Origin of the sequence: Pseudomonas sp. zfem002, from assembly GCF_032621685.1 — a bacterium.
Lineage (GTDB): Bacteria > Pseudomonadota > Gammaproteobacteria > Pseudomonadales > Pseudomonadaceae > Aquipseudomonas > Aquipseudomonas japonica.
The window spans coordinates 85,013-98,575 of sequence record NZ_JAVYJH010000022.1; the positions used below are offsets into that span (position 1 = coordinate 85,013).

Consider the following 13,563-nt stretch of genomic DNA (forward strand, 5'->3'; position numbering starts at 1 on the left):
CGTAGTTGGATTAGCTGATGAACAAACTTATCGTGAGTCTGCTGTTGACCCTGGGCGTTACAGGCGGCGCCAATGCCGCTGGCACTATCGTTGGCGATGCGGCTGCCGGACAGGCAAAAACGGCCGTTTGCGGGGCTTGTCACAGCCCGGACGGCAACAGCATGGCCCCGAACTTCCCCAAACTTGCCGGTCAGGGTGAGCGTTACCTGATCAAACAGCTCAACGACATCAAGTCGGGCAAGCGCACCGTCCTGGAAATGACCGGCCTGCTGACCAACCTCAACGATCAGGATTTCGCCGATATCGCCGCCTACTTCGCCAGCCAGAAAGGCAGCGTTGGCGCCGCCGACCCGGCGCTGGTCGAACGTGGTCGCGCGCTGTTCAACGGCGGTGACCTGCAGAAAGGCCTGCCGGCATGCACCGGCTGCCACTCGCCGAACGGCGCTGGCCTCGCCGCGGCCGGCTTCCCGCACCTGGGCGGGCAGCACGCGCAGTACGTCACCAAGCAACTGACCGACTTCCGCGAAGGCGACCGCAGCAACGATGGCGATGCCACCACCATGCGCACCATCGCCTCCAAGCTGAGCAACAAGGACATCCAGGCACTGGCCAGCTACATCCAGGGTCTGCACTGATCCGGGCAGGCACGTTAACGCTGCGTTAATGGCGCGTCGCAAACATGAAAAGGGTGGCTTCGGCCGCCCTTTTTTATGGTTTCTGCCGTTACACTTACGAACTCGAACCCGCCTTGGCCTGTCAGAAGACACGTCGTTCAAGGGCGACTCAAAGACTGCTCAGGAGTAAAGCATGCGTAATCTGATTCTCAGCGCCGCGCTGGTGGCCGCCAGCGTCTTCGGTATGACTGCCCAGGCCGCGGAGCCGGTCGCGGGCAAGGAATACATCGAGCTGAGCAACCCGGTGCCGGTGTCCCAGCCCGGCAAGATCGAGGTCGTCGAGCTGTTCTGGTACGGCTGCCCGCACTGCTATCACTTCGAGCCGACCATCAACCCGTGGATCGACAAGCTGCCCGCCGACGTCAACTTCAAGCGCGTGCCGGCCATGTTCGGCGGCCCATGGGATGCCCACGGCCAGATGTTCCTGACCCTCGAAGCCATGGGCGTCGAGCACAAGGTCCACGCCGCGGTGTTCGATGCCATCCAGAACCAGCACAAGCGCCTGACCAAGCCCGAGGAAATGGCCGAGTTCCTGGAAACCCAGGGCGTGGCCAAGGACAAGTTCCTCGCCACCTTCAACTCGTTCGCCATCAAGGGCCAGGTCAACCAGGCCAAGGAACTGGCGAAGAAGTACGAAATCACTGGCGTTCCGAGCATGGTGGTCAACGGCAAGTACCGCTTCGACCTGGGCACCGCCGGCGGTCCGGAAGGCGTGCTGAATGTCGCCGACCAGCTGATCGCCAAGGAGCGCGCCGCGAAGTAAGCGGCGACTGCCATGGCACGCTGGAGAAGCGAGCGGGTCGTCGGTCTGTGCGACCCGCGAGTCAACGAGCACCATGTGGGCGAGGACAACCTGCCCCGGGACGGTCGCCTGCGCCTGCTCAGCTTCAATATCCAGGTCGGGATCAGCACCGAGCGTTACCGTCACTACGTGACCCGCAGCTGGCAGCACCTGCTGCCGCACACCGGGCGCGCCGGCAACCTGCAGAAGATCGGCCAACTGCTCAACGACTTCGATCTGGTCGCCCTGCAGGAGGCCGATGGCGGCAGCCTGCGTTCGGGCTACGTCAACCAGGTCGAGCACCTGGCCCATCTCGGCGCCTTCCCCTACTGGTACCAGCAGCTCAACCGCAATCTCGGGCGTTTCGCCCAGCACAGCAATGGCGTGCTCAGCCGCCTGAAACCGCACCTGCTCGAAGATCACCCGCTGCCCGGCCCGGCCGGACGCGGGGCGATCCTGGTCCGTTTCGGCGAAGGTGAGGATGCCCTGGTCGTGGTCATGATGCACCTCGCCCTGGGTGCCAGGACCCGTGCCCGGCAACTGGCCTATATCCGCGAACTGATCGGCGGCTATCGGCACCAGGTGCTGATGGGCGACATGAACACCCACGCCACTGATCTGCTGCAGCACTCGCCCCTGCGCGACCTCGGCCTGATCGCGCCGCAGGTCGAAGCGACTTTCCCCAGCTGGCGACCGCAGCGCTGCCTGGATCACATTCTGTTGAGCCCCAGCCTGACCCTGGAGCGCGTCGAGGTTCTTTCCCAGCCGATTTCCGATCATTTGCCGGTCGCGGTTGAGATTCGTTTGCCTGATGCACTGACTGTGGATACGCTTCCGGTTTTGCGTCAGTCCCCCTGATTGCGGGCCCGGGCATGAGCGACGAAGCACAGCGCTGGAAAGAGAAATACCTCAAGAGCATCGAACAGCAGGAAAAGCTGGAACGCCGTTGGGAGGCTCGCCTCGACCTGCTGCGTCGCGGTCTCGTGCGCAGCACCCTGGCCGCCGAAGGCAGCGATCGGGTGGTCGACGAGTGCATGAAGGAAATGCGCGATGTCATCCGCACCGACAACATGGACGCCGCGCTAGCCGGCCTGATCCCCCGTCTGGAAAAGGCCGTGCTCGATTCCGAGCAGCGCCGTGCGACCCGGGTATCCCAGGTGTCCACCGCGCTTGCCTCGCTGGTCAACCAGTTGCAGGTGCTGTCGCTGCCCAGCGAAGTGCGGCGGCCGCTGAAGAAACTCGGCAAGCAGGTCGAAGCCCGTGCCAGCCAGTCGCGGGAAGTCCCGCTGCTGTTGAGCGAACTGAGCAAGTTGCAGGCCGAGGCGCTGGGTGCACTGACCCATCCGGAAGAGCACAACCGGCCTGGCTTCCTGCAACGTCTGTTCGGTGGGCGTGATGCCGTTGCCGAGCCTGCCGCGGAATACGCTGCGCAGGACCAGGTGCAGCCCGTGGTCGCGCGTCAGGCCGAGGCGCTTGCCATCGCCGATGTCGATGAACTGAAGCCGGCGCCTCGTGCGCTCGACATTCCCGAGTCGCGGCATGCGGGCCCGGCGCTGGTCGAAGCCGAGCCGATGGTGCTGATCGAGCCGGTACGCGAGGAGCCCGCCGCGGTCGAGGTCGCGCCGAGCGTTGCCGAGCCTGAGCCCCAGGCCGAGGCGCAAACCGAGCCGCCCCCCGCTGCCGTTGATGCCGACGCCGACGCCGTGGAACCCGGCGAGCCCGAACCCGAGCCCGAAGAAGCCGCCGAAGCGCAGATGACCCCGGAGGAACTGCTGTATTCCCTCCCGGACGGCACCGAACCGACCTACAGTTCGGTCGCGGCCCATATCGAGGACACCCTCCTCGGCCTGCTCGACGACCTCAGCCTGCCCGAGCGCCATCGGCCCCAGGCGGAGTCGATGCGCGAACGCCTGGAGCATGGCCTGAACTGGTACGAGCTGCTGCCGGTGCTGGACGACCTGGCGGTGCTGATGCTGGCGATCACCGACAGCGGCCAGCACGAATTCGAAGCCTACCTGCAACAGCTCAACGAACGCCTGGAGTCGTTCCAGAGCCATCTGCAGGAAGCCAGCGAAGGCCATGCCGACAACCAGTCCGCCGAACGCGACCTGAACAGCCAGTTGCGCGAGCAGGTCGACGGCCTGCACAGCAGCGTGCAGGGCGCGGCCGACCTGGACAGCCTCAAGCATGTGCTGGAAGGCCGTCTCGAAGGACTGCTCGGCACCATGGACGAGCATCAGCAGCAGCGCGATCAGCGTGAGCAGGAAATGGCCACGCGGCTCAAGGGCTTGTCCGAGCGGGTCGCGCACATGGAGCAGGAAGCCCAGGGCTACCGCGAGCACCTGGAAGAGCAGCGGCAGAAAGCCCTGGTCGATCCGCTGACCGGCTTGCCCAACCGCGCGGCCTGGTCCGAGCGTCTGGACCTCGAACTCGGTGAGTGGCAGGAAAAAGGCGGTCACCTGCTGATGGCGATCCTCGACCTCGACCATTTCAAGCGCATCAACGACAGCTACGGCCACCTGGCCGGCGACAAGGTGCTGAAGATCGTCGCCAATGAATTGCGCAAGCGCCTGCGCGCGCGGGATTTCATCGCCCGTTTCGGCGGCGAGGAATTCGTCCTGCTGATCCCGCAGACGGCGCTTGCCGGTGGTCTACAGTTGGCGGAAAGCCTGCGCGCGGCGGTGGAGGCCTGTCCGTTCCACTTCAAGGGCGAGCGGGTGACCATCACGCTGTCGGTCGGCATCACCGCGTTCCGTCCCGGCGAACGCAGCGATGTGGTCCTCAAACGCGCCGACGAGGCCCTGTACCGTGCCAAGCATCTGGGCCGCAATCGCGTCGAACAGGGCTGAGCGGCCTTTCCTGGGGTACGTTATGCTATTGCATTGCAGACTTTTCAGGCGTTGCCCCTTTTCCATGAAAGCGTTTTTCTCCGTTCTCCTGCTCGCGGTCCTGGCAGGTTGCAGCAGCGGCCCGCAATTGCGCGTGGACCGCAGCCATACCTCGGTCAACCAGGACAGCCGCATCCAGTTCGTCATCCTGCACTACACCAATGCCTCGCTGGAGCGTTCGCTGGCCTTGCTGACCCACGGCGAGGTCAGCAGCCATTACCTGATCGGCGATGACCGTGATGCCACCGTCTATCAACTGGTCGATGAAAACCGGCGCGCCTGGCATGCCGGCGACAGCCAGTGGGAAGGCCGTACCTGGCTGAACTCGACCTCGATCGGTATCGAAATCGTCAATCCCGGCTACACCGACACCCCCACCGGGCGGGTCTGGCATCCGTACAGCGAGGCGCAGGTGCAGTCGTTGATCCTGCTGCTCAAGGACATCGCCCAGCGCAACGCCATCCAGCCGCGGCACATCATCGGCCACAGCGATATCGCTCCGCTGCGCAAGCTCGACCCGGGTCCGATGTTCCCGTGGAAGCGCCTGGCCGACGAGGGCCTGGGCATCTGGCCGGATGCGCGAGCGGTGGCGCAGCAGCAGGCGCGCTTCGCGGTGAATCCGCCAAGCATCACCTGGTACCAGCAGCAACTGGCGCGTTTCGGCTATGCCATCGAGCAGACCGGGGTCTACGACGTGGCTACCCGGCATGTCATCGCCGCCTTCCAGATGCGTTTCCGCCCGCAGCGTTTCGACGGGCAACCCGATGCCCAGACCGCGGCGATGCTGCAGGTGCTGAACAACACGCGCTGAATTCCGTCAAAACCCCGCCAAACGGGCAGGCTGACTTCGCGGACTGTTGCTATACCTCTGGTATTCAACGGGATATTTCCGATGTCACCTGCCCAGCTGCTGCGCGGCCTGTTATATCGACCCTGGCTCCTGGCAACGCTGGCAGCCTCGGCGAGCGCCATTTTGCTGTTGTTAGGCAGTCTGGGCGTGGCCATGCACCAATTGCAGGTCAATGAAAGCGAGCAGATGAACGCCCGTGGCGAGCGTTTCCTCGAGCGTCTGGAGCAGATCTTCGGCCAGTTGCGCCAGGGCGTCGACCAGCTCCAGGCGCAGCCGACCCGCGGTTGCAGCTTCGAAATGCTCTCTGCCCTGCAACAGGTCGCGTTCAATAACCGTTTCGTCTTCGAGGCGGCGTACCTGGACAATCACCAGATCTGTTCCAACCGCCTCGACGACCGCACCTTCGAATCCCTCCCGCCTCCGGATATCCAGGGCCCTACCTACAGCTACTGGCTGAACACCAGCACCGAGCCGGACGACAATCGCGCCGCCCTGATCCTCGGGCGCGGCCCCTTTCGCGTGTCCACCTCGCGCGGGCACCTGACCGATGTGGTCGACCTGCCCGCCGGCGGCAGTCTGCTGGTGGTCCTCGACCGTGGCCGGCGTGCGGTACCGGTACTGGGCGCGGTGCAACCCTGGCCTCCCGAGGGGGTCGCCTGGCCTCCGGTGTCGAACGATGCGCTGATCGAGCTGCCCGATCGCCTGCTCTATCGCATGCCGACGCGGTCCCCCGATTACCAGCTGGTCCTGATCGCGCCGCGCAGCACCCAGCCGCTGAAGCTCAGCGGCGCGCTCTGGCTGCTGTTTCCCGGCAGCCTGCTGCTGGCCTGGTGCATTGGCTGGGCGGTGCTGCAACTGGTGCAACAGAGCCGTTCGATGAGTTCGGAGCTGCAGGGCGCGCTGCGTCGCGGTGAACTGCAGGTGCTGTATCAACCGATCTTCGAGCTGAACAGCCGCCGCTGCGTCGGTGCCGAAGCCCTGGTGCGCTGGCGGCGCCCGGACGGCACCCTGACCAGCCCGGAGCTGTTCATCCCGCTGGCGGAGAACACCGGGCAGATTCGCCAGATCACCGATTTCGTCCTGCAGCGGGTCTTCGATCAGTTGGGGCAGTTGCTGCGAGCCAATCCGCAGCTGTACATCTCGGTCAACCTGGCCGCCTGCGACGTGATGGTGCCGCGCATCGGCCGAGTCGCCGCGCGCCTGCTGGCGGCCCACCATGTCGCGGCCAGCCAGATCGCCTTCGAAGTCACCGAGCGCGGGCTGATCGACGTGGTGGTCGCCCGCGACAACCTGCAGGCCCTGCGCGCGGTGGGGCATCAGGTGCTGATCGACGACTTCGGCACCGGCTATTGCAGTCTCGCCTATCTGCAGACCCTGCCGGTGGATTGCCTGAAGATCGACAAGGCCTTCATCGATGCCCTCGGCCATGACGCCGCCAGCAGCGGCGTGGCCCCGCACATCATCCGCATGGCCCATGCCCTGCAGCTGCGGGTGATCGCCGAGGGCATCGAGTACGAGGACCAGGCCCTGCTGCTCAACAGCGAAGGGGTGAACTACGGCCAGGGCTGGCTGTTCGCCCACCCGCTGAATGCGCGGCAGTTCGTCGAGCTGATTACCCGCGGACGCCGCCGCGGGCCGCGGCGAATCGACGATGAGGCCTGATCAGACCGGCAGCGTCATGTAGAACTGGGTGCCGTGTTCCGGTCGTGAATAGACGCCCATGCGCCCGCCGTGCAACTGCACGATTTCCTTGCACAGGGCCAGGCCCAGTCCCGCCCCGCCTTTCTTGCGGCCGACCTGGACGAAGGGTTCGAAGATTCGTCCTTGCTGGCTGTAGGCGATGCCTTCGCCGCTGTCCTCGACACTGATGATCACCCGCTCGCCATGCCGGCGCGCTTGCAGGCGAATGCGCCCGCCGCTGCCGGTGTGGCGGATGGCGTTGTCCAGCAGGTTGTCGAGGACCCTGTCGAGCTGGGCGATATCGGCCTGGATCCTGGGCAGCGGCGTGCCCAGTTCCAGCTGCAGGTCGATCTGCCGGGTCGCGGCGGCCTCGGCATGGCGGGTCCGCGCGCGCTCGAGCAACTCGTCGAGCGCGCAGACGCTGCGCTCCAGTTTCTGCTGGCCGCTCTGGTAGCGAGAGAAGTTCAGCAGGTCGTTGATCAATTGGGTCAGGCGCTGCATTTCTTCGCCGATGGTGTCGAGCAGATCGCCCTCGCGGGATTGCTCGGGAAACCTGACCCGTTCGCGCAGCAGGCCGAACGCCATGTGCATGCCGGTCACCGGTGTGCGCAGCTCGTGGGAGGCGCGCAGGACGAATTCGCTGCGCACCCGTTCGAAGGCGCGCTGCTCGGTGACGTCGTGGAGCACCATCACCGCGCCGAGGATCTGCCCGTCCGGGTGGCACACCGGGGTCAGGCTGTAGGTGAGGACGCGGGTTTCCTTGTCGATTTCCAGGTGCAGGTCTTCCGGCACCCGCTCCAGGCTGCCGCCGCGCAGGACCAGGTGCAGTTGCTGGTCCAGCTCGGGGCGTTGCAGGGCTTCGCCGAGGCGGCTGCCGGCGCGCGAATCGTCCCAGCCCAGCTGGCGCTGGGCCACCGGGTTGAGGTGTTCCAGGCGGCCCTGGCGGTCGATGATCAGCAGGCCGTCGTCGATGCTGTCGAGCACCGCCTGCAGGCGTTGCTGGCCGGCCAGCAGTTCGTCGACATTGGTCGCCTGGTGCGCGCGCAGGGCCTCGGCCATCAGGCTGAAGCGCTTGCTCAGCTGGTTGATTTCCAGGGCCGAGGTCACCGGCAGGGTCACGTCGAAATTGCCCAGGCCAACCTGGTCGGCGGCGCTGGCCAACGCCTCGATCGGCTGGCCGAAGCGCCGGGCGATACCGTGGGCGGTGAGAAAACCCAGGGCCAGCACGGCGAAGCCGATCAGCCCGAGGGCGCCGGACATCAGCACCGCGCGATCGCGGGACACCTTCTCGGCGCTGCGGATCTGCTCCACGGCTTGCTTGTGCGCGCCGATCAGGGTCGCGCGCAGGGCGCTGAACGCCTGGCCCAGGGGTTCGTCGACGCTCAGGCTGCGCGCCGGCGCAGCGCTTTCGCGCAGGCGCGCGAGAAAATTCTGAAACTCGGTGTTGGCCCGGGAAAAGTCCTTGCTGCCCTCGACCTGCTCCTCTTGCCGCAGGCCTTCGTCGAGCAGTTGCTGGAACTGCTCCTGCAGGTGGGTGAGGACCTGCGGGTCGGCGCTGTCGTCGAGGATCTGGGTCAGTTGCTCGCTGAGGTTCTGCCGCAGCTTCAGACCCATGTCGAGGACGAAGGCGTTGTTGCGGATCAGCGCCTGCTGCGAGCTGGCCATCTGCTGCACGCTGACCAGACTGAGCAGCAGGCCGAGCAGGGCCACGCTCATCAGCGCGGAAATACTGAGGAAAAGCCGCGTGCGCAGCTTCATCGCCCACTTCATAAGTTGTACTGCTTGCGCTTGCGGTACAGGGTCGAGGCATCGATGCCGAGGGTCTTGGCGGCCTGGTCGAGGGTGTCGCTGGTCGCCAGTACCGCGCCGATGTGCGCGCGTTCCAGTTCATCCAGGCTCAGCGCGGCGCCGATGCGCGGGGCATTGCTGGTGGGTTGCTCGGCCATGCCCAGGTGGCTGATTTCCACCTTTTCCTGGGGACAGATGATGCTGGCCCGCTCGATCACGTTACGCAGTTCGCGGATGTTGCCCGGCCAGCGATAGTTGAGCAGCGCCGCGCGGGCTTCGTCGCTGAAGGCCCGGGCCGGTCGCGAGTACTCCTTGACGAAGCGGGCGAGGAAGCGCTCGGCCAGGGTCAGGATGTCCTCGCTGCGTTCGCGCAGCGGTGGCAGGTGCAGGGTGATGACATTGAGGCGGTACAGCAGGTCTTCGCGGAAGCGGCCCTCGCGGACCATGTCTTCTAGGTTCAGGTTGGTGGCGGCGAGGATGCGCACATCGGCGCGACGGGTCACCGGATCGCCGACCCGTTCGTATTCCTTGTCCTGGATGAAGCGCAGCAGCTTGGGCTGCAGGGTCAGGGGGAAGTCGCCGATCTCGTCGAGGAAAAGGGTGCCGCCGTCGGCCTGGTTGACCCGCCCCAGGGTGCTCTCGCTGGCACCGGTGAAGGCGCCCCGGCTGTGGCCGAACAGCTCGCTTTCCATCAGCTCCGCGGTCAGCGACGGGCAGTTGATGGTGACGCAGGCCTTGCGCGCACGCTTGCTCCAGCCATGGATGGCACGGGCCAGCTCGCCCTTGCCGGTGCCCGACTCGCCGAGGATCAGAATGTTGGCGTCGGTGGTCGCCACCTGGCGCGCGGTTTCCAGCACCACCATCATCGCCGGGCTGTGGGAGTCCAGGCCGTCCTTGGGTTTGCGCACCTCGCCTTCCAGCGCCTCCAGGCGCGCCGACAACTGCCGTACCTCCAGTTGCTTGGCCGTGGCCAGGCGCAACTGGTCGGGGCTGCACGGTTTGACCAGGTAATCGGCAGCGCCCGCCTGGATCGCATCCACGGCGGTGTCCACGGCGGAGTGGGCGGTGACGATCACCACGCGCATCCATGGCGCCTGGATGCGCATCTGCGCGAGGACGTCGAGGCCGTTGTCCTCACCCAGGCGCAGATCGAGGAAGCACAGGTCGAAGACCTGGCGCTGCAGCAGCGTCTCGGCCTGCGCGGCGCTGTTGGCCGTGGCAACGGTGTAGCCCTCGTCTTCCAGGCAATAACGGAAGGTCCGCAAGATCGCGGACTCGTCGTCCACCAGCAGAATGCGGCCTTGAGGGTCCGGGGCTGACTCCATTTTCCTGCGCTCCTTGGGAATTATCTTGGTTAGTGTCGGAAAAATCGGGCAAGTTGCATGGTCGATTCTGATTCATTCCTTTCCATGCATGCTAGCTCGCGGTTTCCGACCGTCCGTCGGGGATCTGGCCGCGAGAAACACCTCGTTCGTCATGCAAAACGCACGACCGCGCAAGGCGGCATCGTGCAGGATGCGCTTCGGCTGTTTTCGGAAGAAATTCTAACTATCTGATTTGTAAGGATAAATCAGATTTCAAAAGGCTGGCATGCAGGCTGCAATGACCCTTCCAGGTCATAACAAGATGCAGCAAGAGGAGCCCGGCACATGAAACGTACCCCCGCCGCCCTGGTGCTTATATCGCCACATCATTTGCGTCAGGCGCTGTTTCTGCTCCTGGCGCTGCTGTTGACCCTGGTCGCCGGGCAGTTGCATCACGCCTGGCAGGCCAGACAGGTCGACAGCCAGCTCGCTGTCCAGGTCGTGCGCATTCATGAAAGCCGCGCGCTGCCCTTGCAAACCGCCCCCGTCATGGGCTCACGGGCACTTCCGGCCGCCAGCGTCGACACCACGGCGCCGCGTGAACGCTGGGTGTTCTGAGCCGCGGATGAGCAGGACCTTTTCCAAAACAGAAGGAGAATCACCATGTTGAGTTGGGCCATCACCTTCCTGATTATCGCCATTGTCGCTGCCGTGCTGGGCTTCGGTGGTATCGCCGGCGCCGCTACCGGTATCGCGAAGATCCTCTTCATTATCTTCCTGGTGCTGTTCGTGGCTTCCTTCTTCTTTGGTCGTCGCGGTCGAGGCTGAATCAATGAAAGGCGTGATACGAAACGCCCTGGCCGTCGCCCTGTTGCTGGGCGGCGGTTCGGTGGCAATGGCGGCCAATGACGGCCAGGTCCGGGCCAGCGAACTGCTCGGTTCGGACCCCGAGTATCGGCAAACCTGGCAGGACGTGGTCAGGAAAGAGGAACGCTTGCCGGATTGGGTGATCAATCTGAGCGGGGTTTCCGAGCACCAGATGTCCGCGGTCGAGGAAGACGGCGACAAATACCTGGTGGGACCGGTCTGCGAAAGCGCCGGCAAGTGCCTGAACAAGCGTCTGATCGTGGCCTTCAGTTGGGACAAGGACAAGGCCTACGGCATGTTGGTGGAAGTACCGGAAGGGCTGCCCGCCGACAAGTCACCGACCCGCCACGCCGACTATCGCTGGCTGGGCAAACCCGACGAGGGCATGCAGGCCATGCTCAGGGAGCAGCTCAAACGTGATCCGAACTGGTACTGAGGCGCCGCCGGGCGTGTCGGTGCTTTAGAGGAAGCTGAACCTTTCTCCCTTTCAGCTTTCCATGCTGCGCTCACCCGAGGAGGGTGGGCGCATGACCAAGGGGCCGGGCCGCTCTGATTGTTGCAGGATCGGAGGGGCCTAGGGGTACAAGGAGTGCCTCCGCCGAGGGCCGGGTCAGGCAAGCAAGGCCGGGAACGAGTCCGTCAGGGTGTCCTGCAGGTCGGGATACCTGCGACGGACTGTCCCGGCAGCATACCTCCGCATTTTCGGTGTTGACCTTTGCGATAGATGGCAAATCGGTCACCCGCTCGTCTGTCCGGGAAAATATTTTTCGGATTTTCCCTACGGCTCAAAGATCATTTTCACCCATTCGGATTGTCGAACACTGACACATCCTGTTGTCGGTATACCGTGTGAATCTGCCGAAATATGGCGGATCGGTCCTATTCGGAATTCCGAACAACGCTTTGCCAACCTGCTGAGACGCAGGTTTTTTCATAAAAAGATCATGCCGATTCGGCATAGGTCACTCGTTTACGGCATTAGACTGAGCCCCCTCCCGCCTGAATAGTTGCGCCTTTTTTCGCCAGCCAGCGTTCGTTTCCGTTCGCTCGCGACGACCTTCTGCGGTGCCCTTGACTGTTGCCGAAGAAGTTTCCTGATTGGCTTATAGCCTCTCTGGAACGCTGGTTACAGCGCAATGCCCGTGTCCACTTGAAGAAAAAGGTAATGACATGAAGAAGGCAAAACTAAGCCTCGCCTGGCAGATCCTCATCGGTCTCGTCCTGGGTATCGCCATCGGTGCCCTGCTGAATCACTTCAGTGCGGAAAAGGCATGGTGGATCAGCAACGTGTTGCAGCCTGCCGGTGACATCTTCATTCGCCTGATCAAGATGATCGTCATCCCGATCGTGATTTCCTCGCTGATCGTGGGTATCGCCGGGGTTGGCGACGCGAAGAAACTTGGCAGTATCGGCCTTAAGACCATCATCTACTTCGAGATCGTCACCACCATCGCCATCGTGGTCGGCCTGGTCCTGGCCAACCTGTTCCACCCGGGCGCCGGCATCGACATGAGCACCCTGGGCACCGTGGACATCTCCAAGTACCAGGCCACCGCGGCCGAGGTTCAGCACGAGCATGCGTTCATCGAGACCATCCTCAACCTGATCCCGTCGAACATCTTCGCGGCGCTGATGCGCGGTGAAATGCTGCCGATCATCTTCTTCTCGGTGCTGTTCGGCCTGGGCCTGTCGAGCCTCAACGCGGAAATCCGCGATCCGCTGGTGAAGACCTTCCAGGGCGTGTCCGAAGCCATGTTCAAGGTCACCCACATGATCATGAACTACGCCCCGATCGGTGTATTCGCCCTGATCGCCGTGACCGTCGCCAACTTCGGCTTCGCCTCGCTGCTGCCGCTGGCCAAGCTGGTGCTGCTGGTGTACTTCGCCATCGCCTTCTTCGCCTTCATGGTGCTGGGCCTGGTGGCGCGCCTGTTCGGCTTCTCGATCATCAAGCTGATGCGCATCTTCAAGGACGAGCTGGTCCTGGCCTACTCCACCGCCAGCTCGGAAACCGTGCTGCCACGGGTCATCGAGAAGATGGAAGCCTATGGCGCGCCGAAGGCCATCTGCAGCTTCGTGGTACCGACCGGCTATTCGTTCAACCTCGACGGTTCGACCCTGTACCAGAGCATCGCGGCGATCTTCATCGCCCAGCTGTACGGCATCGACCTGTCGATCAGCCAGCAACTGCTGCTGGTCCTGACCCTGATGGTCACCTCCAAGGGCATCGCCGGCGTGCCGGGCGTTTCCTTCGTGGTCCTGCTGGCGACCCTGGGCAGCGTGGGTATTCCGCTGGAAGGCCTGGCCTTCATCGCCGGTGTCGACCGCATCATGGACATGGCGCGTACCGCGCTGAACGTGATCGGCAATGCCCTGGCGGTACTGGTGATCGCGCGCTGGGAAGGCATGTACGACGCCGAGAAAGGCCAGAAGTACTGGAACTCGCTGCCGCACTGGCGCAGCAAGGAAGCGGCGCCGGCTGGCAAGACCGTCAATTCCTGAGCCTTGCTGGATGAACAAAGCCCCGACTCGTCGGGGCTTTTTTATTGGCTTCACGACACCCCCCTGTAGGAGCGTGGCTTGCCCGCGAAGGACCGCGTCAGCGGTCCCCGACAGCAACGCCATTGGGGACCGTTCCACGGTCCTTCGCGGGCAAGCCTCGCTCCTACAGTCGCCGCGCGCCTGCACGGACTTCTGCGCATGGCTTCCGCTATCATTCAGCCCATCTTCA

The 13,563-nt window shown here is 64.0% G+C and carries 12 protein-coding genes; 10 read left to right on the forward strand and 2 right to left on the reverse strand.

Annotated features, from left to right (window positions below):
• Positions 1 to 17 precede the first annotated feature (17 nt).
• The 6 genes from RTI28_RS22770 (at position 18) to RTI28_RS22795 (ending at position 6,855) form a co-directional block, all read left to right on the forward strand.
• Positions 18 to 635: a c-type cytochrome gene (locus RTI28_RS22770; protein ID WP_316922541.1), complete on the forward strand. Its 618-nt coding sequence runs from the start codon at positions 18 to 20 to the stop codon at positions 633 to 635.
• A gap of 172 nt (positions 636 to 807) precedes the next feature.
• Entirely contained in the window at positions 808 to 1,437 is a 630-nt protein-coding gene (dsbA, locus tag RTI28_RS22775) for a thiol:disulfide interchange protein DsbA (protein ID WP_316922542.1), read from the forward strand.
• Between the two features lie 12 nt (positions 1,438 to 1,449).
• Positions 1,450 to 2,313 carry an endonuclease/exonuclease/phosphatase family protein gene (locus RTI28_RS22780; protein ID WP_316922543.1) on the forward strand — a complete coding sequence of 288 codons (864 nt, stop codon included), beginning with the start codon at positions 1,450 to 1,452 and terminating at the stop codon, positions 2,311 to 2,313.
• A gap of 14 nt (positions 2,314 to 2,327) precedes the next feature.
• A complete protein-coding gene (locus RTI28_RS22785; protein WP_316922544.1) occupies positions 2,328 to 4,304 on the forward strand; it encodes a diguanylate cyclase in 1,977 nt (658 codons plus the stop codon).
• Positions 4,305 to 4,368: 64 nt separating this feature from the next.
• Positions 4,369 to 5,154: an N-acetylmuramoyl-L-alanine amidase gene (locus tag RTI28_RS22790; protein ID WP_316922545.1), complete on the forward strand. Its 786-nt coding sequence runs from the start codon at positions 4,369 to 4,371 to the stop codon at positions 5,152 to 5,154.
• 81 nt (positions 5,155 to 5,235) lie between these two features.
• A complete protein-coding gene (locus RTI28_RS22795; protein WP_316922546.1) occupies positions 5,236 to 6,855 on the forward strand; it encodes an EAL domain-containing protein in 1,620 nt (539 codons plus the stop codon).
• Here the strand turns inward: RTI28_RS22795 and RTI28_RS22800 are convergent, their stop codons facing one another.
• Together RTI28_RS22800 and algB are read right to left on the reverse strand one after the other, a co-directional pair.
• Entirely contained in the window at positions 6,856 to 8,643 is a 1,788-nt protein-coding gene (locus tag RTI28_RS22800; RefSeq protein WP_316922547.1) for an ATP-binding protein, read from the reverse strand.
• Positions 8,640 to 9,986, reverse strand: a complete 1,347-nt coding sequence (algB, locus tag RTI28_RS22805) for a sigma-54-dependent response regulator transcription factor AlgB (RefSeq protein ID WP_316922548.1) — start codon at positions 9,984 to 9,986, stop codon at positions 8,640 to 8,642. Before algB ends, RTI28_RS22800 begins: the two co-directional genes overlap by 4 nt.
• 324 nt (positions 9,987 to 10,310) lie before the next feature.
• Between algB and RTI28_RS22810 the strand changes: the two genes are divergently transcribed.
• The 4 genes from RTI28_RS22810 to gltP all read left to right on the forward strand — a co-directional run bounded on the left by RTI28_RS22810 (position 10,311) and on the right by gltP (position 13,334).
• On the forward strand, positions 10,311 to 10,583 hold the full coding sequence (locus RTI28_RS22810) for a hypothetical protein (RefSeq protein WP_316922549.1): 273 nt from the start codon (positions 10,311 to 10,313) through the stop codon (positions 10,581 to 10,583).
• Between the two features lie 45 nt (positions 10,584 to 10,628).
• Complete coding sequence (locus tag RTI28_RS22815; protein WP_042127667.1) at positions 10,629 to 10,793, forward strand: DUF1328 domain-containing protein; 165 nt, start codon at positions 10,629 to 10,631, stop codon at positions 10,791 to 10,793.
• Positions 10,794 to 10,797: 4 nt separating this feature from the next.
• Complete coding sequence (locus RTI28_RS22820) at positions 10,798 to 11,268, forward strand: inhibitor of vertebrate lysozyme family protein (RefSeq protein WP_316922550.1); 471 nt, start codon at positions 10,798 to 10,800, stop codon at positions 11,266 to 11,268.
• 734 nt (positions 11,269 to 12,002) lie between these two features.
• Complete coding sequence (gltP, locus tag RTI28_RS22825) at positions 12,003 to 13,334, forward strand: glutamate/aspartate:proton symporter GltP (protein ID WP_316922551.1); 1,332 nt, start codon at positions 12,003 to 12,005, stop codon at positions 13,332 to 13,334.
• Positions 13,335 to 13,563: the final 229 nt, after the last annotated feature.

Coding starts and splice junctions, on each gene's coding strand:
- RTI28_RS22770 (WP_316922541.1), top strand. CDS start 18: ATGAACAAACTTATCGTGAGTCTGCTGTTGACCCTGGGCGTTACAGGC.
- dsbA (WP_316922542.1), top strand. CDS start 808: ATGCGTAATCTGATTCTCAGCGCCGCGCTGGTGGCCGCCAGCGTCTTC.
- RTI28_RS22780 (WP_316922543.1), top strand. CDS start 1,450: ATGGCACGCTGGAGAAGCGAGCGGGTCGTCGGTCTGTGCGACCCGCGA.
- RTI28_RS22785 (WP_316922544.1), top strand. CDS start 2,328: ATGAGCGACGAAGCACAGCGCTGGAAAGAGAAATACCTCAAGAGCATC.
- RTI28_RS22790 (WP_316922545.1), top strand. CDS start 4,369: ATGAAAGCGTTTTTCTCCGTTCTCCTGCTCGCGGTCCTGGCAGGTTGC.
- RTI28_RS22795 (WP_316922546.1), top strand. CDS start 5,236: ATGTCACCTGCCCAGCTGCTGCGCGGCCTGTTATATCGACCCTGGCTC.
- RTI28_RS22800 (WP_316922547.1), bottom strand. CDS start 8,643: ATGAAGTGGGCGATGAAGCTGCGCACGCGGCTTTTCCTCAGTATTTCC.
- algB (WP_316922548.1), bottom strand. CDS start 9,986: ATGGAGTCAGCCCCGGACCCTCAAGGCCGCATTCTGCTGGTGGACGAC.
- RTI28_RS22810 (WP_316922549.1), top strand. CDS start 10,311: ATGAAACGTACCCCCGCCGCCCTGGTGCTTATATCGCCACATCATTTG.
- RTI28_RS22815 (WP_042127667.1), top strand. CDS start 10,629: ATGTTGAGTTGGGCCATCACCTTCCTGATTATCGCCATTGTCGCTGCC.
- RTI28_RS22820 (WP_316922550.1), top strand. CDS start 10,798: ATGAAAGGCGTGATACGAAACGCCCTGGCCGTCGCCCTGTTGCTGGGC.
- gltP (WP_316922551.1), top strand. CDS start 12,003: ATGAAGAAGGCAAAACTAAGCCTCGCCTGGCAGATCCTCATCGGTCTC.